The sequence below is a fragment of the Sphingomonas sp. ACRSK genome, from assembly GCF_022346685.1.
GTDB classification, from domain to species: domain Bacteria; phylum Pseudomonadota; class Alphaproteobacteria; order Sphingomonadales; family Sphingomonadaceae; genus Sphingomonas; species Sphingomonas molluscorum.
The window spans coordinates 72,949-91,440 of sequence record NZ_JAKRNR010000013.1; the positions used below are offsets into that span (position 1 = coordinate 72,949).

Genomic DNA, 18,492 nt, shown 5'->3' on the forward strand with positions numbered 1-18,492 from the left:
GCTTGACTATAGCGCTAACAACATCGTCTGCTAGCCGCATCTTGTGTTGAGAGTTGAAGAACGTCGAGGAGAGTAGCTCCTGCCGATAGCGCTATCAGAAGCGTTGAAGGGGAACCGAATCACGCTGGCGGTCTAGAGCGGATCGGTCCGCTCATCCTCCGCGCGAGGCGGCATCGCGATGCGCGTGTCGGTCAACGCCAGCTCGACCAGCAGCCGCATCGCGGCATTCGCGCCCGCTACGTCCTTTGCGACGATGGCATCATAGACGCGGGCATGATCCGGGATCGGGTCGCGGATCAAGGCGCGGGTGCGTTGCTTGAACTGCGTGGTCCAGGCGACGGCGGCCCCGATCGAGGATCCTAGAACCACCATGGCATCGTTTCCGGTCGCGTGCAGCAGCGCATCGTGGAAGTCGCGATCCGCCGCCACGCCGGCTGGCGTCGCAAGCGAGTGCCGGCGCATGCCCTTCAGAGCGTCCCCCATGCGCTTCAGGTCCGCTCGGGTACGCCGCTCGGCCGCAAACGCGGCCGCGGCGGGTTCGATCACCAATCTCAGTTCAAAGAGACTGCGCACCAGCCGCGCGTCCGGTTCTCCCGTGAATGCCCATGCGAGCACGTCCGGGTCGAGCAGGTTCCATCGCTCGCGCGGGAGGACATGGGTGCCGGTTTTGACACGGCTCTCCACCAGCCCCTTGGCGGTCAAGACCTGAACTGCCTCCCGATACGCGCCGCGGGAAACGTCCAGGGCTTCAGCCGCCGCGATCTCGCCGGTCAGCACGTCTCCCGGCTTGTACTGCCCCGAAAGGATCGCGACGCCCAGCTTGTGGGCGACGGCACCGCGAAGACGCCGGCCAGGCCTGCGCGTGGACTCCCGGGACTCGGTCGTGGCCGGGGACGTGTCGGCAATCACTTGCGGAAGATCCCGGCTTTCTGAGATCGCGGCTGCCCGCTGTACCATGTCGCTGCCGTCGCTCATCGGCTGCCCGGACGGAGGGGCGCAACGCGGACGGACGCTCGTCGCTGGATTGGAAGCTCGGGCGGGCAAAGAAAGGCGCAGCTTCCCCGCCACGCCGGCAACGCCGCATAGGTAGACAGCCGCATTCCGTTCTCCCAAATCTTCTGTTCTTGCGGCAAACCTGTCACGCAGCCGGCCAACCGGCAACCCGCCATGGCTCGCAGCAGGCGCCCTTCAACTCCCCCCGGGCGGCGCCGTCGACTGGCGCTCGACCAGGACATGCTGGAGCACGCGGGAGCGTTCGTCACCTGTCGGCGCAACGGTGCCGGCGCGCATTTCCCGGATCAGGAGTTGCAGCGCTTCCGCCGCGAGTTCCAGCACCGGCTGCCGGATCGTGGTGAGCGGGGGCCAGAGCGTCACCGCCGCCGTGGTGTCATCAAAGCCGGCGACGGTAAGGTCGGCCGGCACGTCCAGGTGCCGGCGATGCGCGACGGAAACGACGGCCGCGGCCATGTCGTCGTTGCTCGCGAAGACGGCGGTGGGCGGGGTGGGCGCATCCAGCAACTGCTCGCCCGCGACCAGGCCAGATGCATAGCTGAAATCACCCGCGGCGATCTGGGCCTCGGCCGTCCCGGCTTCCCGCACCGCCTCCTGGAATCCGCTCAACCGCTCCGCACTCGCGGACTGGTCCGGATTGCCGAGGATGAAGCCTAGGCGGCGATGCCCCAGCTCGATCAGGTGGCGGGTCATGTCATAGGCAGCTTGGCGATTGTCGATGCCCACCGAAATGGCACCGGGTGCAGTCCCGCCGACGACCGCGACGGGCAGATTGGCCGCGCGAAGCACCTGCCGTACGAGCGGCATCTCGCCCAGCGGCGGCGCCAGCAGAATGCCGCCGACACCGGAGGCGATCAGCCCTTCGATCGCCTCCGGCGTCGGCGCTTTGCCATCCTTGCCCTTGAGAAGGATCAGCTGCGCCGCGCGGGCGGACGCCTCCTCGAAGACGCCGCCCAGGAAATCGCTCATGAAGGCGGCGCTTGGATTGGAGTAGATGACGCCGATCCGGATCTCGCGCGACGTCACCAGGCTTCGCGCCATCATGTTCGGCTTGTAGTTGAGCGCGCGAATGGCCTCGTTCACGCGTTCCCGGGTCTGATCGCGAACCCCGGAGTCGGCGTTGATGACGCGGGAGACGGTCATGGGCGACACGCCGGCCTGCTTGGCTACGTCGATGATGGTGACGCCACGCGTCCGTCGGGCGGTTTGTGCCAAGCTCTTCTCTGCGTTGCTGCCGGCGGACTTCGCCTGCGACCGTCGACCAGAGGACGTGCATCCCTGCAAGCGGCTTCGTCAATGCCGTCGCGCACGTCCCTCTGCCGCGCAGCCGTTTACACCGCGACTTGCCTTCGCTCCGCCGGCCGGGCTACGAAGATGGTAACGTTACCGGGAGGGGCCGCACGGTGAGACGATTTCCGTATGTTCGGTGGACCATCATCGGCCTCTTCGTAGGCGCGATGGTCATCAACTATCTCACCCGCAGCATCCTTGGGGTCGCCGCACCGGCGATCATGACCGAGCAGCATATTTCGTCCGCCCAATATTCGTGGATCACGGGCGCGTTCCAGCTCGGCATCATGTTCCAGCCGGTTGCGGGCTATCTGCTCGACCTGATCGGCCTGAAGGTCGGCTTCACCCTGTTCGTCGCGGTCTGGTCGCTGATCACCATGGGCCACGGCCTGGCGACCGGCTGGCTGGGCTTTGCAGGCCTGCGGGGCGCGCTGGGGCTGGTTGAGGGCTCTGCCCAGCCGGCCGGCATGAAGCTGGTCGCCGAATGGTTTCCAGCGCGGGAGCGTGGCGTCGCTGGAGGAATCTACCAGATCGGGGCGTCCTTCGGCGCGGTGTTCGCGCCGCCGCTCGTGGCCTGGGCGGTGCTCAACCACAGCTGGCGTGCGGCGTTCTTCGTCGCCGGCGGTCTCGGCCTCCTGTGGGTGATCGCCTGGCTGTTCTGGTACGCGCCGCCCGCACGACATCGGGCCCTGTCCGAGAGGGAGCGGACGCTCATCGTCGAAGGTCAGGAGGCTGCGCTTGCCAAGCGGCGACGCCGGCCGCCGCTTCGGGAACTGCTCGGGCAGCGCAACCTCTGGGCTATCGCAGGGGCGCGCTTCCTGGCCGATCCGGTCTGGGGCATGCTGTCTCTGTGGATGCCGCTGTACCTCGTCCAGGCGCGCCACTTCGATCTCACCCAGATCGCGATGTTCGCGTGGCTGCCCTTTCTCGCGGCGGACCTCGGCTGCCTGTTCGGCCCTGCCGTGGTGGCTTGGCTCCAGCGGCGCGGCATTTCCCTGGTGGATGCGCGTCGCGGCGCCTTCACGGTGGGTGCGGTGCTGATGATGGGCATGATGTTCGTCGGAACGGTGACGAGCCCCATCGCCGCGGTCGCACTCCTCTGCCTCGGCGGCTTCGCGCATCAGACGCTGTCGGTGACGGTGATCACCATGTCGTCCGACCTGTTTCCGCAGGACCAGGTGGCGACCGCCACCGGCGTGTCGGGGACTGCTGCCAACCTGGGCGTCCTGATCTTCACCCTCGTGCTGGGCTCACTGGTCGACCAGGTTGGCTATCAACCCTTCTTCATCCTCCTCGGCCTGCTCGACCTTCTCGGCGCTGCGCTGCTTTGGACGCTGGTTCGGAAAACCGCATGACCATCCGCAATCCCATCCTGCGGGGCTTCAACCCCGATCCGTCGATCGTCCGCGTGGAGGACGATTATTACATCGCCACCTCCACCTTCGAATGGTTTCCAGGCGTCCAGATCCACCACTCGCGTGATCTCGCCAACTGGCGTCTCGTCGCACGTCCGCTTCGTCGCCCCAGCCAGCTCGACATGCGCGGCAATCCGGACGCCTGCGGGGTGTGGGCGCCGGACCTCAGCTACGCCGATGGTCGGTTCCACCTGATCTTCACCGATGTGAAGCGCTATGGGCGCACGACGGTGGATGGTGCGCGTGGGGCGTCGCTGCGCGACTTCCACAATTACTGGGTCTGGTGCGATCGGATCGATGGTGACTGGTCCGATCCCGTCCATCTCAACAGCAGCGGCTTCGATCCGGCGCTGTTTCACGACGACGACGGACGCAGCTGGCTGCTCAACATGCTGTGGGATCATCGGCCGGGCCGGCGCCGCTTCGCCGGCATCGTCGCGCAGGAGATGGATCTCCGCAGCGGCTGCCTGCTCGGGGAGCGCCGCGTGATCTTCGAGGGAACGCCGCTCGGCTTCACCGAGGGGCCGCACCTCTACAAGCGGGACGGCTGGTACCATCTCCTGGTCGCGGAAGGGGGGACCGAGCGGAACCACGCCGTCGTCATGGCCCGCTCGCGCTCGCTGTTCGGACCTTACGAGGTGCATCCCGACGGCCCCGTGCTTACGGCCCGCGGCCGGCCCGAGGCTCCCTTGCAGCGCGCCGGGCACGGCGATCTCGTCGAGACGCCCTCGGGCGAGACGTGGATGACTTATCTTTGCGGCCGCCCCTTGCCGGCAAGCGACCGCTGCGTGCTGGGGCGGGAAAGCGCGATCCAGCCGATGCGCTGGGGTGCGGACGGATGGCTGCGCACGCTCAACGGGACGGGGGTACCGGTGGCGGAAGTAGCAGGGCCGGCGCACGCCGCCGTCGACCCTGTGCAAGAGGAGACCGAGTTCACCGGCTCGACCCTGCCGGAGCCGTTCCAATGGCTCCGGACGCCCTATCCCGAGCAGCTGTTCAATCTCGATGCGCGTCCCGGGCACCTGCGCCTCTACGGGCGCGAGACCATCGGCAGCCACTTCACCCAGTCGCTGGTCGCGCGGCGACAACAGGCGTTCCGCTACCATGCGCAGACCTGCGTCGACTTCGAGCCCGAGCATTTCCAGCAGGCGGCCGGCCTGGTCTGCTATTACAACAGCACCAAATTCTACTTCCTCCACCTGACCGCCGACGATGGCGGCGAGCGCCAGATCCAGGTGCTGGCCGTCACGCCGCAGGGGGAGGGGAGCAGTGTCCTCACGCCGCCGACCCCGATCGGTCCGGGTGCCGTCGAGCTTCGCGTGGAGGTGGACCATGAGGCACTGCGCTTCGGCTATCGCCTGGCAGGTGCCTTGGAGTGGTGCTGGCTACCGGAGACGTTTGACGCGAGCCTGTTGTCGGACGAGGCGACGCTGCCGGGGCTGCCGAACTTCACCGGCACCTTCGTCGGCATGGCGTGCCAGGACATGGCCGGCACCGGCCTTCCGGCCGACTTCCGCTATTTCCACTATGTCGAGCACCCGGCGGCCGACCCGCTGCGGGAGCAGGCATCGGCACGCGCAGAGGTTCTGGGCTAGGCGGGCTGGATGCGGGGAAATGGCTGCGAAGCGCGAGCCAGCGCAGCCGTGCCCCTCCTCAGGGTTTGCGCGTCCGCTTTACCCCGGTCTTCGGGACGAGGATCAGCGTGCGTCCCTCGACCCGCCACGAGGCGAGATCGGAGAGGAAGTTCATCCCCAGCACGTTCATGTCGCCGAGCGCCGGCGAGATCGCGACCTTGAGATCGCGCGCCGTGATCGATCCCAGCTCCAGCTGCTTCACCGATCCGGTGCGCGCCTGGGCGAGGCCGTTCGCGGTCTGAAGCACCACCGGAACCAGGCTGGTGCCGGAGCCTACGGCGGCCGCCTTTGCCGTGTCCTCGGAGATCGCGGTGATCGTCGCACCGCTGTCGACCAGCATCCGGCGCTCTACCCCGTTGATCGTCGCGCGTGCCCAGAAGTGCCCGTCCGGCGACATCCGGATGCGAACCTCTCCGCCGGACACCTCCTGGCCGTTCACGCCGAGGCGCTCGGCGATGCGCGCCAAAGAAGGTTCGTAGGGTGCTTGCTGGAACAGGATGAACAGGCACAGCGCGAGCAACCCGACCGAGAAAGCGAAGCGCACGATCGGCCCGATGAAGGGGATGCGCTGGATGAATGCGAGCGCCAGCGCCGCAAGCACTGCATAGATTGCGATCTGCTGCCATTCGGTGCTGATGGTCACGCGGTGTAGCCCTTCATCTCGTCACGAACCCAAAGCCCAAAGTTTCGATCCGCAGCGTCTGTTCGGGACGATCAGAGCGGACTGTCGATGGATGCGGGTGGCTTGCTGAACCAGTGAGGCCCCGCCGGGGTCATGTAGAAGCAATCCTCCAGCCGGACGCCGAACTTGCCCGGCAAGTAGAGGCCCGGCTCGTTGGAGAAGCACATGCCGGCCGCGAGCGGGGTAGTCTCTCCGTGCACGAGGTTGACCGGTTCATGCCCATCCATGCCGATGCCGTGGCCCGTGCGGTGGGAAAGGCCGGGCAGCCGGTAGCGCGGGCCATAGCCCTGCGCCTCGTAGAAGGTGCGCACGGCATCGTCGATGGTGCCGGCCGCGACGCCGATCCGCGCTGCCTGCAATGCCACCTGCTGTCCCTTCGCGACCGTTTCCCACACCCGGCGAACCTCCGGGCGGACGCTTCGGTAGGAGAAGGTGCGCGAGACATCGGACTCATAGCCATGCACCGAGCAGCCGCAGTCCATCAGCAGCACTTCGCCCGGCGCGATCCGGTACACCTGTCGGCTGCCGTGCGGATAGGCGGAGGCCTCGCCCACCAGCGCCATCGAGAACGCCGGCTCGCCGCCGAGCTTGCGGGTTGCGGCGCTCATCAGCGCGGACACGTCACGGCCGGTCATGCCGGCCTCGACCCGCGCCCAGGTCCACCGATAGGCGGCGAGGGTGACGTCGGTCGCCATCTGCATCAGCGCGATCTCGGCTGGGGACTTGATCATGCGCAGGCCGCGGACGACCGGATCGGCCGACACGAGCCGCATGCCCGGCAGCCGCGCGCCGAGCCCGTCTGCCACGAAGAAGCGGGCGGTCTCCTCGATCCCCAGCCGCCCCTTGGCCAGGCCCCGCTCCTTCAGCCAGCCGGCGATCAGTGCCAGCGGGCTTTCATCCTCCTGCCACACGCGCACCTCTGCCGCGACGTCGAGGGTCTCGCGGACGGAGGGCTCCTCGAAAAAGGGTGTGACCACCAGTGCCTCGTCTTCACGCGGAAGGACGGCGGCGGTGACGCGCTCGCTCCGGCCCCACTGGATGCCGGTGAAGTAGGTGAGCGAGGCGCCCGGCTCGACCACCACCGCGGCGATGTCGTGGCGGCGCATCAGGGCCTGCGCGCGCCCGATCCGCGCCAGCCGCTCGGCCGCATCGATCGGCTTCGCGGCCGTGGTGAGGTCGCGGAGTTCCGACAGGTCCGGCTCCGCGGCGCGCAGGATCGCGCTGGAAGCCAGGACCGGAACGGTGAGGGCTGCGCCGACGAAGCTGCGGCGGGAGAGGAGGGCGTGCATACCGGCTGGATAGGGTGCATTGCAGGGACGCTGCAATGCACCCGCGCCGGTCAGCGTCGATTTAGCGCCGCCGCCGCCACAGCCATGCGCCGATGGCCGCCACGCCGAGCGCGGCGGCTCCGGCCGCGGCCGGTGCGGCACGGCGCTGCTCGGGATTTCGCTGGCCGCCATCGATGCCGCTGGGCTCGCTGGGCGGATCGAACAGGGTGCCGCTGCCGTCCTCGCCGCGCTCGGCCTTGTGCGACCAGCGTTCCATGAAGCCGTTCATCATCGCCGCGCTCAGGTTGGGCACCGCGAACTGGCCGAGCTTCAGGGCAAGTGCGGGCGCGCCCAGCACGGTGGTGTTGCGGGGGCGCCGTGCAAGCCGGACCACCGCTTTTGCGACGGTCTCCGGTGCCAGTGACCCCGGCGGCATCGCAAGCCGTGCGCCCGTATAGTTGCCGGCGTGCCCGATCGCGGGCGTGTCGACGAACGTCGGATACACGTCGCAGATGTGGATCCGCGGGTTCTTCGAAAGCTCGCCGCGCAGCGCCTGGCTGAAGCCCCGCAACCCGAACTTGCTCGCCGAATAGGCGGCGGCAAACGGCGTCGCAAAGAAGCCGCCGATCGAGATCATGTTGACCCAGGTGCCGCGATCCTGCGCCAGGAAGATCGGCAGGACGGCATGCGCCTCGCTCATGTGGCTGAGCAGGTTCGCCTCGATCACCCTCTGGTGGTCGGCGAGGGGAACGTCCTGGAACTTGCCGAGCACGCCCACGCCCACGCAACTGAACCAGAGGTCGATGCCGCCCAGCCGCTCCCGCGCTTCCGCTGCGAAGGCCGCGACGGCGCCCGGATCGGTCACGTCGACGGGAACGGCGTCGGCCGTGCCGCCCGCGCCGCGGCAGCGCAGGGCGATGTCGTCCAACCCGGCCGTGCCCCGCGCGCCGAGCACCAGCCGGGCGCCCTGCCGTGCGAAGGCGACCGCAGTCGCGGCGCCGATGCCGCTCGATGCACCGGTGATGACGACGCGAAGGGGCGCGCGGCTCATCGGCCGACCGCCTCCTTCACCTTCTCGGCCGCCTTCGCGAGCAGGCCCTTCTCCGCCTCCTCCGCCTCTTCCTTGGTCTTGAAGGCGGCGCCTTCGGGTTCGGCCGGCGGCGCATAGACCGAGAAGAGCTTCAGGTCGCCCGAGCCCTTGTTGATGATGTTGTGCTCCGATCCCTTGGGCACGACTACCATATGGTTCTTGCCCGCCTTGGTCGAATGGCCGTCGACGACGACCTGCGCCTCGCCCGAGACGATGAAGGTCGTCTGATCGGCGGGATGCGTCTCGGTACCGATCTCCTCGCCGGCCGGGATGCTCATCAGCACGATCTGCACCTTGCGGTCGCGATACACCTCCTTCTGCCAGAAGCTGTTCTTGGTCGCGAGGTCCACCATGTCCTTGTTGAAGATCGCCATTCGCCTGCTCCTGTGGATTTGCGTTCGGGAAAGGGGACGAACGAAGGCCCGGACCGTTCCCGTGAACTGCGGATCGCGCGGCGCGATGGGGCGTTCGGGCGGCGCAGGGATGTTCGGGAGACCCGATGGTAACGCTCTTTCCCCAAGCGCATGTCAGCGACGCCGAGCGTGAGCACGGCCTCCGCCTGCTGGTGCGCGAAGCGGCGTTGTCCGGCGGTACCGCCGCGCTCACCACCGGCGTGATCCTCACCGCCTTCGCGCTGCACCTAGGTGCTTCGAACACGATGGTCGGGGTGCTCGCGAGTGCGCCCTTCCTCGCGCAGCTCCTGCAGCTTCCCGCGATCCTGCTGGTGGAGCGCCTGCGCACGCGCAAGCGGATCGCGGTCGTCACCAGCCTGATCGGCCGCGCGATGCTGGCGGTGATGGCGGTCACCGCCTTCTTTAGCGGAACGGTGCCGCTGTTGCTGTTCCTGGCGGCGCAGCTGGTCGTATGCGGGCTGGGCGCGATCGGGACCTGTGCCTGGAACGCCTGGCTCCGCGACCTGGCGCCGGAGGACCGGCTGGGGCGGGTGTTCGCGAAGCGCACGGCCTGGCTCACTGCCATCAGCCTCATCCTCGGCCTCGCCGCGGCGCTTGCGCTGCATCTGACGCCTGCCGGATCGCTGTCGCGCAACCTGGTGTTCGCCGGCATGTTCACGATCGGCTGCGTGACCGGGCTGATCAGCGCGCGCGTGGTCGCGGCCATGCCGGAGCCGGAAATGCCCGTCGCCGACGGGCCGGTCCGCCTCAAGCGCCTGCTCACCCAGCCGTTCCGCGACCGCAACTTCGCCCGGCTGCTGGGCTTCGTCGCCAGCTGGCAGTTCGCGATCAACCTCGCCACGCCCTTCTTCACCGTCTTCATCGTTCGCCAGTTGCGTTTCGAAGTCAGCTTCGTGATGGTGCTGAGCGTGGTGAGCCAGATAGCGAACCTGCTGGCGCTGCGGTCCTGGGGCGTGCTCAGCGATCGCTTCGCCAACAAGTCGGTGATGGCCGTATGTGCGCCGGCTTATATCTTCGCCATCGTCGCCATGATCGGCGCGTCGCAGTTCGAGAACCGCACGCTGGTCGCCGGGTGGCTGGTGGTGCTGCACATGCTGATGGGGGCCGCCATCGCGGGCGTGACGCTCACCTCGACGAACATCGCGCTCAAGCTGTCGCCCAAGGGGAGTGCCACCGCCTATGTCGCGGCAAATGCGATGGTGACGGCAGTCGCCGCCGGCCTCGCGCCCATCCTCGGCGGCCTGCTCGCGGACTTCTTCGCGCGGCGGGAACTCGAGCTGCTGCTCCGCTGGAGCGGCCCGAGCGGGACGCTGAGCCTGCCGCTCATCCTCACCAACTGGGACTTCTACTTCCTGATCGCGGGCCTGCTGGGCCTCTACGCCATCCACCGGCTCTCGCTGGTGGCGGAACATGGCGAGATCGAACGGCGCGAGATGGTGAACCAGCTGCTGTCGGAAACCCGGCGTGGCATCCGCAACATCTCCAGCGTTGCCGGACTGCGCGCGGCGACCGATCTGCCCGCGTCGCTGCTGCGCGACGCGCGACTGCGGCGGCGCCTCCGCCGCGCCCGGGCGAGGCGCGACGAGGCGCGCGCCGCCCGGCGAAGTGTTCCGCGCGGGGCGACGGAGGCAGTCGCCGGAGCCGCATCGGAGCTCGCAGAGTAATCCAGGTTACTTCGAGCCGGCCTGAACCGGTTTTTTGGCCCGTCGCGGGAACAGCGCCTTGCCTTCGCGGCTTGAGAGCCTGAACCGAGCGCCGGCAGGACGCCGCCTCGAACCTCACGGGAGAGGGACGCGAATGGCAAACGTGCAGGACGCTCGGAGACCTCGGCGCGAGCCCCTCGGCTCGCGCGCTCCCCTTGCCGCGGCGCGGTGGTGACCGCGATGGCCTATGTCCGCTACACGCCCGAAGTCGAAGCGATCCCGCCCGACGAGGACGAGACGATCGAGGCGATCATCGCGGCGATGGGGAAGGGCGGGGAGGTGACCTGCCGCCGCTACGGCCGCTACGTCCGGGTCTCCCACGCGAAATCCCACGCACTGTTGCGGGGCGAGCTGCATGTACGCGACGATCTGCCGCCGGAGCTTGCCCAAGGTCTCTTCGCGAGGCCCGGGCGCTACTCCATGGTGGTGCGCATGGCGCAGGTGCCTGGCGAACTGCTGGACGATCGCCGTGTCTCCACGCCGCGCGGGCTTGCGATCAAGGTCCTGGGCGTCGAGGGCGAGAAGCTGGCCGGACATGATGCCGACACGCAGGATTTCGTGCTCGACACCGGCACCGTCTTCAACGCGCCCACCGCCCGCGCCTTTCTCGCCGCCATCAGCGCCACCGAAACCGCGACTGCGCTGCCGCAGGCGGTCAAGGCCGCCGTCTCCACTGCCGCCCGAGTGACCAATCGGGCGCTGAACGCGGTGGGGCTCAACAGCGCCAACCTCGACTTCTACGGCCATCCACGGCTTCACCCGCTCGCGGAGCCCTACTTCAGCCAATGTGCGCTCCGGTACGGTGACTATGTCGCCAAGCTCGGCTTCTTCCCCGACGGCGACACGATGGCGGCGGTGCGGGCGAGGGGCATCGACTTCCACGACCCCGATGCACTCCGGTCGGCGATGATTACCTGGTTCACCGAGAATGCGGTAGAGTTCGACGTCCGGGTGCAGCTGTGCACCGATCCGGAGCGGATGCCGGTGGAGGACGCCAGCGTCGACTGGCCGCAGGAAGAAAGCCCTTACCGTTCCGTCGCCCGCCTCGTGCTGCCGCCGCAACCCGCCTGGAACGCGGTGCGCCATACCTTTGTCGACGAGCAACTGCTGTTCTGTCCGTCCCACAGCCTGGCCGCGCATCGGCCGCTCGGCAGCATCATGCGCGCGCGGTTGCGTGCCTATGAAGTGCTGGGCAACCGCCGCCGCGCCACCAACGGCTGTCCACTAGAGGAGCCCAAGGATCTGATGGCCATGCCCCAGGAAATCCCGAGCGCCGCGGCGCTCGCGTCTTCGGCCCGCAAGGGCGCACCTGTCCCCGCATCCGCCGGGCTCCTCGTCCTCGGTGCGCTGGCAGCGCTGGTCGGGGCTGCCTGGTTCCGCAGCCGGAAGGATGAGGCAGCGCTTCGCGAGCGGACCGCCGAACGTCTTCGCACTCCAACCGAGGTGAACTGAACCCATGCGCATCCATCACCTCAACTGCGGCACCTGCTGTCCGGTCGGCGGACGGCTCTTCGACGGCAAGAGCGACAGCCCCTTCGGCCATCTCGTCTGCCACTGCCTGCTCATCGAGACGGACGCAGGCCTGGTTCTGGTCGACACTGGCTTCGGGACGCGCGACATCGCCCATCCGCTGCGGCGCCTGTCGCCCTTCTTCCTGACGCTCAACAACATCCAGCTGCGTCGCGAGGAGACGGCCGTGGCCCAGGTGCGCCGGCTGGGATTCGATCCCGCCGACGTCCGCCACATCCTCGTCACCCATCTCGACTTCGATCATGCCGGCGGCCTCGAGGACTTCCCCAACGCTGCCGTCCATGTGACGGCGCGCGAGAAGGAGGTCGCGGACGAGCGGGCAGGGGGCGCCTTGGTCGGCACCCGCCGCTATCGTCCGCAGCAGTGGGACGAGATGCAGGACTGGCGTCTCTATCCGCTGGGCGGTGGCGAGCGCTGGTTCGGCTTCGATGCCGTGCGGGACCTCCAGGGCCTGCCGCCCGAAATCCTGCTCGTGCCGCTCGCCGGCCACACCTGGGGCCATGCCGGGGTGGCGATCCGAGAGGATAGCGGCCGCTGGCTGCTTCACGCGGCGGACGCCTACTTCTACCGGGGTGAGGTCGGGTCGGAGCGCTATTCCTGCACGCCGGCGCTGCGCGGCTACCAGCGGATGATGGAGGTGGACCGCGCCGCGCGCCTGCACAACCAGCAGCGCCTGCGCCGCCTGTCGCTGGATCACGGGGACGAGGTCCGCATCTTCTGCGCCCACGACCCTGTCGAGTTTGAGCTGCTCGCCTCCGGGCAGCGCTAATCCGAACCGCGGCGCCCTGGTCCGGGCGCCGCGTCGCGCCTAGTTGCTCGCCGTCGGCACGGGGGCATCGGCGGGAATCAGCGCTTCCTCGCGCAGTTCCTCCCAGACGGCTGCCGGCACGGTCGCCGCCATCAGCCGCGCGTTTTCGCGAACCTTGTCCGGCCGCTTGGCTCCCGGGATGATCGCTGCCACGACGGGATGCGCGGCGCAGAACTGGAGCGCGGCAGAGCGGATGTCGGCGCCATGCCGCTCGCAGATGGCCGCGATCCGGTCCCGCTTTTCGATCATGTCGGCCGGCGCTTCCTGATATTCGAAGTTCCGCCCCCCGGCGAGCAGGCCGCTGTTGTAGGGGCCACCCACCACCACATGCACGCCGCGCTCGGCACACAGCGGAAAGAGGCGATCGAGCGCCGGCTGGTTGAGCAGGCTGTAGCGGCCGGCGAGCAGGAACACGTCGGGATCGGCCTGCTCGATTGCCCGCACGCAGGGCTCGGTGCGGTTCACCCCCAGGCCCCAGCCCTTGATCACACCCTGGTCGCGCAGTTCGGCGAGCGCCCGGAACGCGCCCGTCCGGGCGATCTCGAACTGCTCTTCCCACGCGTCTCCCAGGTGGTCGGCAGCAAGGTCGTGCACGAACGCGATGTCGATTTGTGCGAGGCCCAGCCGCTGGTAGCTGTCCTCGATCGATCGCATGACCCCGTCATAGGAATAGTCGAGCTCGACCCGGAACGGCAGGCTCTCCTTGAACGGCGGGTTTTCGGGGTAGCTGGCGTCCGGCCGCAGCAGTCGCCCGACCTTGGTCGAAAGCACGAACTGCTCGCGGGGATAGCGGCGGAGGACCGTGCCGAACCGATGTTCGGAGAGCCCGCTGCCATAGTGGGGCGCGGTGTCGAAATAGCGGACACCGCTATCCCAGGCGGCGACCAGTGCTGCCTCGGCCGTCGCCTCGTCCACGACGTCGAACATGTTGCCGAGCGGAGCGCCGCCGAAGCCGAGCGGGCCGGGGGGAGCGAAATGGGGCATGCGGATCCTCGGAAAAAGCTGAAAGGGGCACCGTCAAAGCGCGACGATCGGCAGGACGTTCCCGCAACGGTGCCCCGCCGTCGCGATCCGCGCAACCAGATGCCGGCATGGCGTCGCGCTGATCTGGCGCGACGCCATGCCATTCTGCCGCCCTGCGCACCAGACGCAGCGGCAATCCGGTGGGAGACGCCACCTTCCGAACGCCCGCGTGGCTTCCGCCAGCCTGGCGTTCGGCCGGCTCAATCCAGCATTTCGATGTCCGACAGATGCCAGCTGGCGTCGAAATACGGCGCCAAGGGTGCGTAGAGCCTGAAGTAGGTGAACCAGGCCCGGCCGGCGACGGTCGGCAGCCAGTTGGCCTCCGGCGCATCGGTGGGCGGCTCCGGGCCGAACACCAGGTCGACCGAACCGTCCGGGTTGGTAACCAGTTCGCTCCGGGAGCCGATCTCCGCCTTGTCGTACGGGGTGTCGATGAAGCAGCGGGTCTCGATGTCGTAGACCGCGACCGACCACCATTGCGCCGCCGGCACATCGGCAGGGACGTGGAGCCGGTAGCGTCTGCCGCCGTCGAACCACTGGCCCTGCGCGTCACGATAGGCGGAAAGATAGGCTTGGCCCTGACCCGGCGTGTGGGTGGTCATCCCTTCCGACAAACCCACCGCTTCGTAGAACCAGGACGCGCGCTCATCGAGCTGGGAATAATGCTCGCTCTGCTGGCTCATGGCGACATTGACCGCCCGATCCCAGTGTCCGCCATAGGCGGCCGTATCGAAGCGCTTGTCGAAGGAGTTGGCGATCGCCATCAGCTGGCCGATCCGCGCGCCTTCCTCCAGCGCCCGTGCCTGCCCGGCATCGGGGCGGAACGGCTTCCCCTTTTCGATGCCCAGCGGCTTCAGCATCGCCATGAACAGCCGATCCTCCTCCTTCACCGGCTCGATCTGGAGGATCTCGTTCAACCGTTCCCAATAGGCCATGCCGACCGGCTGGGTGCCGCTCCACGGCCGGCCATCGGGATGGACGATGCGGGTCTTGCGCGGGTGGCCGACCTCGCTTGCCGGATAGACCTGATAGGCGTGCAGGATGCGGTCGGCCTCCGCGGGATCGGTGGTGAGGATGCGGAAGGCGTGGAAGACATTGAACGTGTCTGAGCGTACCTCGTAATCCGCGCCGGCCTCGGGCGCGGCCTCCTGGCCCGGGCCCAAGATCACATAGCGGCCGCCCTTACCCTTGTCGGGTCCGGTCAGGCCGCAATCGCTCATCGACCGCTCCCAGAAATCGCCGACGCCCCCCGCGGTCTCTCCCGCAGGGAAGTCGATGATGAGCGGGCCCGTCCGCTGCGTGTTGGCGAAGCCGATCACATAGGGCGTCGTCGCATTGGCGGTGATCAGGCCCAGCTTGTCGCGCACCGACACATATTGGACGATGTCGCCGTCCTGCGCCCCGAACACGGTTTCGTGCTGGTTCTGCCACTGGGCGTAGGAGACGATCGGCAGCGCCCAGAGGTAGCATTGGCACGCACGCTGGAAATCGCGCTCCGCGTAAAGCAAGTCGATCGTCGCCTGGTCCGGAAGGCCCTGCCGGTCGAGTGCGAGTGCTCCGATGCGGCTGTTCTGCGCGCTATAGTGCGCGCCCGTGGCCGGGGAAGTCTGAAGAGCGGTGTTGGTCATGGCAGCTGATCCTTGACGAGGTCCGGGAGCACCCATTGCTTCTCGAAGAAGGGCTTTTCAGGTCCGTAGAGGCGGAACAGCACCTCGAAGCCGCGGCCAGGAACGGTGGGTATCCAGTTGGCTTCCTTGCCCGCCGGCACATGGGGGCTGAACCACAGGTCCACCGAACCGTCGGGCTCCGCGACGATGCCGGGGCTGGTGGAGGCCCGGCTGGCGCGCGCCACGTTCCGGATCAGCGCGTGTGTCTCGCGGTCGTAGGCGGTGGCGGACCAGTACAGCGTCACCGGCGCATCCGCCGGCACACGCAGGCGATAGGTCTCCGATCCGTCCAGTGCGTCACCTGCGGCGTCGCGGATCGCCATGAGATAATATTGGCCGGCACCGAGGTGCTTGGCGCTGAAATACGCCAGCGAGTAGCTCACCGCGCGCCCGTCGATGGGGTAGGCGTCGGTGGAAGCGAAGAAGTTCGGCATGCCTTCGACGACTTCCGGCACTGCGGGCAATGCCCAGCGTGTGCCCGGTGCAAACGGCGGATCGAACACCGCCTCGTACCGCATGTCGAGATAGGCATGCGCCTCCTGCGCGGCGGCGTCGAACGTCTCCTCCAGGGCCGGTCCCGGATTAAACGGCTCACCCTTGCAGATCCCGAGCGTGCGTAGCGGATCGATCATCGCCTTGTCCCGCGTGAGCCAGGGTTCCTTCTCGACGATCCGGGCGAGCGAACGGAAGAAGTCGCGGTCATAGGGGATGGTGGAGTCGTAGAGGACTCCGGCCATGTCGAGATGGCGGGTCTCCGGCGGGCTGGCAGCCTGCGCCAGCGGATAGACGCGGATGCGCTTGCCATAGGCGAGCGCCTGGGCAACGTCCGCCTCGCTGCCGCTTTTCACGTTCGAGCGCAGGATGGCATAGCTCTGGAAGGTATCGGAAGGCACTGCGATATAGCCGTCCGGCGCCGTACCGACGTGACCGGGCGGGAGGATCAGATACTTGCCTCCAGCACCCTTGTCCGCGCCGGCGAGGCCGACGTCCTCGAGTGCGTTCTGCCAGCAATCGTCGATGCTGCCGGTGATCGAGCCGCCTTCGGCCGGGGGGATCTCGACCACGACGGGCCCGTCCTTCGTATCGAAGAACGGATTGAAGTAGATGGTGTCCGGGTTTGGCGTCAGCGTCTGGTTCTGACCGTCGAGCAGGTGCGACCAGAACGGCACCTGGTTGGGGAGCCCGCCCGCCTTCAGGAACGCCTGGAGCATCAGGTCGAAATTGACGGCCGGCATGCCCCAAATGACCGCCTCGACCGCTCGTCGATACCTCGCCCGCTGGAGGAGTTCGTCCGCAGAAAACTCAGGGCTTCGCATAGACTGTCCTCGCGTTGACCGAAGGCAGTCTAGCCGATGCGTGGCAGGGGCTGATCGGGAAAGACCCGGACAATAGTCGGGGCTGTCACGGAGCAAGCCGGCGTCGCCCCGTCATCGGCCGTTCGGGGGCTCCACCCGTTCGGAGCGTCGTGCGTCCGCGATGCTGCGCAGCCAGCGGCGTCGCCGCTCGCGCAGCGCCTGGAAGAGCGCGGGTTCTCCTGATCGGTGCGCGCTGAGATGGCGTGGCCGCGTGGAACTACCGGACCACGAGGAAATCCGCCTGCAGCGATGGAAGCGCCGTACCAGGGGCATCACCGGCCGCTGTCGGTCAGCCTCGGCGCTGGCATTTTCGGCGATCCGGTCGCCGATCTGGAGCTCTGTTGCCACCAGCGAAGCTGGTGACCCCTACGGGAGGGGTCGATTAGTCCGAGCGGCGCGTAATATCAAAGGTTTAGCGATGGCCTTCGGTCGGTTTCGGCCTAGATTTGTAGCACCTTTTGGAGGTCCTCGATATCATCAGTTGCCCCTTCAATCCAACAGTAACTACGACCCAATTGCGGGCATTCATCCGGCCCTGCCCGCTTCCCGAAAGAGGACACTAGTTCATCTCAATCTCAGGCCGAGACCGCTTCTGTTTCTGCAGCTGTGCCGGAAGGTCGTCATCATGGCCGCTCGAGGTGTATGAGGGCGATGGGCACATAGGGGTGGAATTCCGCGTGCCCTTTCCTGAGCGGGCACCGCTACTCCCCCACTGGATAGTGGGGGTCGTGCCAGCAGCTGTCGGCGAGTGGGCGGCGGGGATACTCCGGGAGCGGGAACGGTTCGACCATCTCGGTCAGCCCGTCCCGCACCGACCGGCCCTTCGCCGTGAGGTCGACGCGCCACAGCGCATAGCAGTCCGCCGGGGTCTTCGGTTTCGTCGTGGTGATCAGGCCGCGGCGTTTCAGCGCGTCGTAGGTGGGACGCGCCCACCGGCCGAAGCGCTGCGTGGTTCCAGCGCCCTCAACGATCGAGACCAGGACGCGCTGCTGTTCCGTGGATAGCTTCACGGCGTTGGCCTGACGACGACCGCCGATCGGACGGAATATCGATCATACGCCATACCGCTTGTTGCCCCCGCTCGTGATGCAGTAGCGCCCGCCGCGCGGTCCGATGCAGACCTGTGAGCCCGAGCAGGGGCAGCCTGATCCGAAGTAGCCGCCGCCCGTGTCGCGGCGCCGACCGGATGAGCCACGATGTCGCGATCCGCTGTGCCGTTTTCCGGATCTCACCGCTTTGCTGGCCACGTAGCCCGCACCGGCCGCCGCTACGCTCGGCCCCACGCCGGTCGAGATCAGGCCCTGCGCGTTCGGCCTTGCCGATCCTGTCGGGCTGCCGCTTCCGTCAGGAGCGCCCGAGAGGAATGAATTCGACACCCAGCAGTCTCCGGCGGTTCGTGTCAGGCGCGCCCATTCGCCGCGCCGTTCCGCGACGACGACCTGGTCGTCCCGTTTCAATGCCTGCGAGACGGCCGCCGAGGCGTCGGGTTCGCGCCGGCAGTTCAGGCTCCCCGCCGTCACGTAGGCCGGTTGCGAGATGGCCGCTCCGGAGCTGCCCGCCTCGACGGCGTTACCCGGCGCGTCACTGGAACCCGACGAGCACT

At 67.8% G+C, this 18,492-nt stretch carries 15 protein-coding genes; 5 read left to right on the top strand and 10 right to left on the bottom strand.

The genetic code is table 11. From position 1 onward, the window contains the following. Positions 1 to 132 precede the first annotated feature (132 nt). The gene (locus tag MHZ35_RS09105) at positions 133 to 975 is read right to left on the bottom strand and encodes a FadR/GntR family transcriptional regulator (protein WP_239435313.1); all 843 of its coding nucleotides are present in this window, start codon (positions 973 to 975) and stop codon (positions 133 to 135) included. Positions 976 to 1,188: 213 nt separating this feature from the next. After that, on the bottom strand, positions 1,189 to 2,226 hold the full coding sequence (locus tag MHZ35_RS09110; protein ID WP_239435314.1) for a LacI family DNA-binding transcriptional regulator: 1,038 nt from the start codon (positions 2,224 to 2,226) through the stop codon (positions 1,189 to 1,191). Positions 2,227 to 2,414: 188 nt separating this feature from the next. Between MHZ35_RS09110 and MHZ35_RS09115 the strand changes: the two genes are divergently transcribed. Next, positions 2,415 to 3,656, top strand: coding sequence for an MFS transporter (locus MHZ35_RS09115; protein WP_239435315.1), 1,242 nt, complete (start codon positions 2,415 to 2,417; stop codon positions 3,654 to 3,656). Then, positions 3,653 to 5,311 (top strand): glycoside hydrolase family 43 protein, encoded by a 1,659-nt coding sequence (locus tag MHZ35_RS09120; RefSeq protein ID WP_239435316.1) that lies wholly within the window; start codon positions 3,653 to 3,655, stop codon positions 5,309 to 5,311. Before MHZ35_RS09115 ends, MHZ35_RS09120 begins: the two co-directional genes overlap by 4 nt. Positions 5,312 to 5,369: 58 nt before the next feature. Here MHZ35_RS09120 and MHZ35_RS09125 read toward each other — a convergent pair whose 3' ends face one another. The 4 genes from MHZ35_RS09125 to MHZ35_RS09140 form a co-directional block, all read right to left on the bottom strand. Continuing rightward, the gene (locus tag MHZ35_RS09125) at positions 5,370 to 5,993 is read right to left on the bottom strand and encodes a retropepsin-like aspartic protease family protein (protein WP_239435317.1); all 624 of its coding nucleotides are present in this window, start codon (positions 5,991 to 5,993) and stop codon (positions 5,370 to 5,372) included. Positions 5,994 to 6,064: 71 nt separating this feature from the next. Next, entirely contained in the window at positions 6,065 to 7,321 is a 1,257-nt protein-coding gene (locus MHZ35_RS09130; protein WP_239435318.1) for a M24 family metallopeptidase, read from the bottom strand. A 61-nt stretch (positions 7,322 to 7,382) separates the two neighbouring features. Then, positions 7,383 to 8,351: an SDR family oxidoreductase gene (locus MHZ35_RS09135; RefSeq protein WP_239435319.1), complete on the bottom strand. Its 969-nt coding sequence runs from the start codon at positions 8,349 to 8,351 to the stop codon at positions 7,383 to 7,385. Continuing rightward, complete coding sequence (locus tag MHZ35_RS09140) at positions 8,348 to 8,764, bottom strand: cupin domain-containing protein (protein ID WP_129341289.1); 417 nt, start codon at positions 8,762 to 8,764, stop codon at positions 8,348 to 8,350. Before MHZ35_RS09140 ends, MHZ35_RS09135 begins: the two co-directional genes overlap by 4 nt. Positions 8,765 to 8,889: 125 nt before the next feature. On the opposite strand from MHZ35_RS09140, the gene MHZ35_RS09145 reads away from it, so the two are divergent. From MHZ35_RS09145 to MHZ35_RS09155, 3 genes are all read left to right on the top strand, one after another. Continuing rightward, positions 8,890 to 10,467, top strand: coding sequence for an MFS transporter (locus MHZ35_RS09145; protein WP_239435320.1), 1,578 nt, complete (start codon positions 8,890 to 8,892; stop codon positions 10,465 to 10,467). A gap of 210 nt (positions 10,468 to 10,677) precedes the next feature. Then, complete coding sequence (locus MHZ35_RS09150; RefSeq protein ID WP_239435321.1) at positions 10,678 to 11,958, top strand: catalase family protein; 1,281 nt, start codon at positions 10,678 to 10,680, stop codon at positions 11,956 to 11,958. A 4-nt stretch (positions 11,959 to 11,962) separates the two neighbouring features. After that, positions 11,963 to 12,805 (top strand): MBL fold metallo-hydrolase, encoded by an 843-nt coding sequence (locus MHZ35_RS09155; protein ID WP_239435322.1) that lies wholly within the window; start codon positions 11,963 to 11,965, stop codon positions 12,803 to 12,805. A 39-nt stretch (positions 12,806 to 12,844) separates the two neighbouring features. Here the strand turns inward: MHZ35_RS09155 and MHZ35_RS09160 are convergent, their stop codons facing one another. The 4 genes from MHZ35_RS09160 to MHZ35_RS09175 all read right to left on the bottom strand — a co-directional run bounded on the left by MHZ35_RS09160 (position 12,845) and on the right by MHZ35_RS09175 (position 17,899). Continuing rightward, the gene (locus tag MHZ35_RS09160; RefSeq protein WP_239435323.1) at positions 12,845 to 13,828 is read right to left on the bottom strand and encodes an aldo/keto reductase; all 984 of its coding nucleotides are present in this window, start codon (positions 13,826 to 13,828) and stop codon (positions 12,845 to 12,847) included. Between the two features lie 239 nt (positions 13,829 to 14,067). Further along, the gene (locus tag MHZ35_RS09165; RefSeq protein ID WP_239435324.1) at positions 14,068 to 15,495 is read right to left on the bottom strand and encodes a DUF1254 domain-containing protein; all 1,428 of its coding nucleotides are present in this window, start codon (positions 15,493 to 15,495) and stop codon (positions 14,068 to 14,070) included. Beyond that, the gene (locus tag MHZ35_RS09170) at positions 15,492 to 16,769 is read right to left on the bottom strand and encodes a DUF1214 domain-containing protein (protein WP_239435325.1); all 1,278 of its coding nucleotides are present in this window, start codon (positions 16,767 to 16,769) and stop codon (positions 15,492 to 15,494) included. The genes MHZ35_RS09165 and MHZ35_RS09170 overlap by 4 nt, the downstream gene beginning before the upstream one ends. An 821-nt stretch (positions 16,770 to 17,590) precedes the next feature. Next, positions 17,591 to 17,899: a hypothetical protein gene (locus tag MHZ35_RS09175; protein ID WP_239435326.1), complete on the bottom strand. Its 309-nt coding sequence runs from the start codon at positions 17,897 to 17,899 to the stop codon at positions 17,591 to 17,593. Positions 17,900 to 18,492: the final 593 nt, after the last annotated feature.

Coding starts and splice junctions, on each gene's coding strand:
- MHZ35_RS09155 (WP_239435322.1), top strand. CDS start 11,963: ATGCGCATCCATCACCTCAACTGCGGCACCTGCTGTCCGGTCGGCGGA.
- MHZ35_RS09145 (WP_239435320.1), top strand. CDS start 8,890: ATGGTAACGCTCTTTCCCCAAGCGCATGTCAGCGACGCCGAGCGTGAG.
- MHZ35_RS09170 (WP_239435325.1), bottom strand. CDS start 16,769: ATGCCGGCCGTCAATTTCGACCTGATGCTCCAGGCGTTCCTGAAGGCG.
- MHZ35_RS09135 (WP_239435319.1), bottom strand. CDS start 8,351: ATGAGCCGCGCGCCCCTTCGCGTCGTCATCACCGGTGCATCGAGCGGC.
- MHZ35_RS09160 (WP_239435323.1), bottom strand. CDS start 13,828: ATGCCCCATTTCGCTCCCCCCGGCCCGCTCGGCTTCGGCGGCGCTCCG.
- MHZ35_RS09165 (WP_239435324.1), bottom strand. CDS start 15,495: ATGACCAACACCGCTCTTCAGACTTCCCCGGCCACGGGCGCGCACTAT.
- MHZ35_RS09140 (WP_129341289.1), bottom strand. CDS start 8,764: ATGGCGATCTTCAACAAGGACATGGTGGACCTCGCGACCAAGAACAGC.
- MHZ35_RS09120 (WP_239435316.1), top strand. CDS start 3,653: ATGACCATCCGCAATCCCATCCTGCGGGGCTTCAACCCCGATCCGTCG.
- MHZ35_RS09105 (WP_239435313.1), bottom strand. CDS start 975: ATGAGCGACGGCAGCGACATGGTACAGCGGGCAGCCGCGATCTCAGAA.
- MHZ35_RS09130 (WP_239435318.1), bottom strand. CDS start 7,321: ATGCACGCCCTCCTCTCCCGCCGCAGCTTCGTCGGCGCAGCCCTCACC.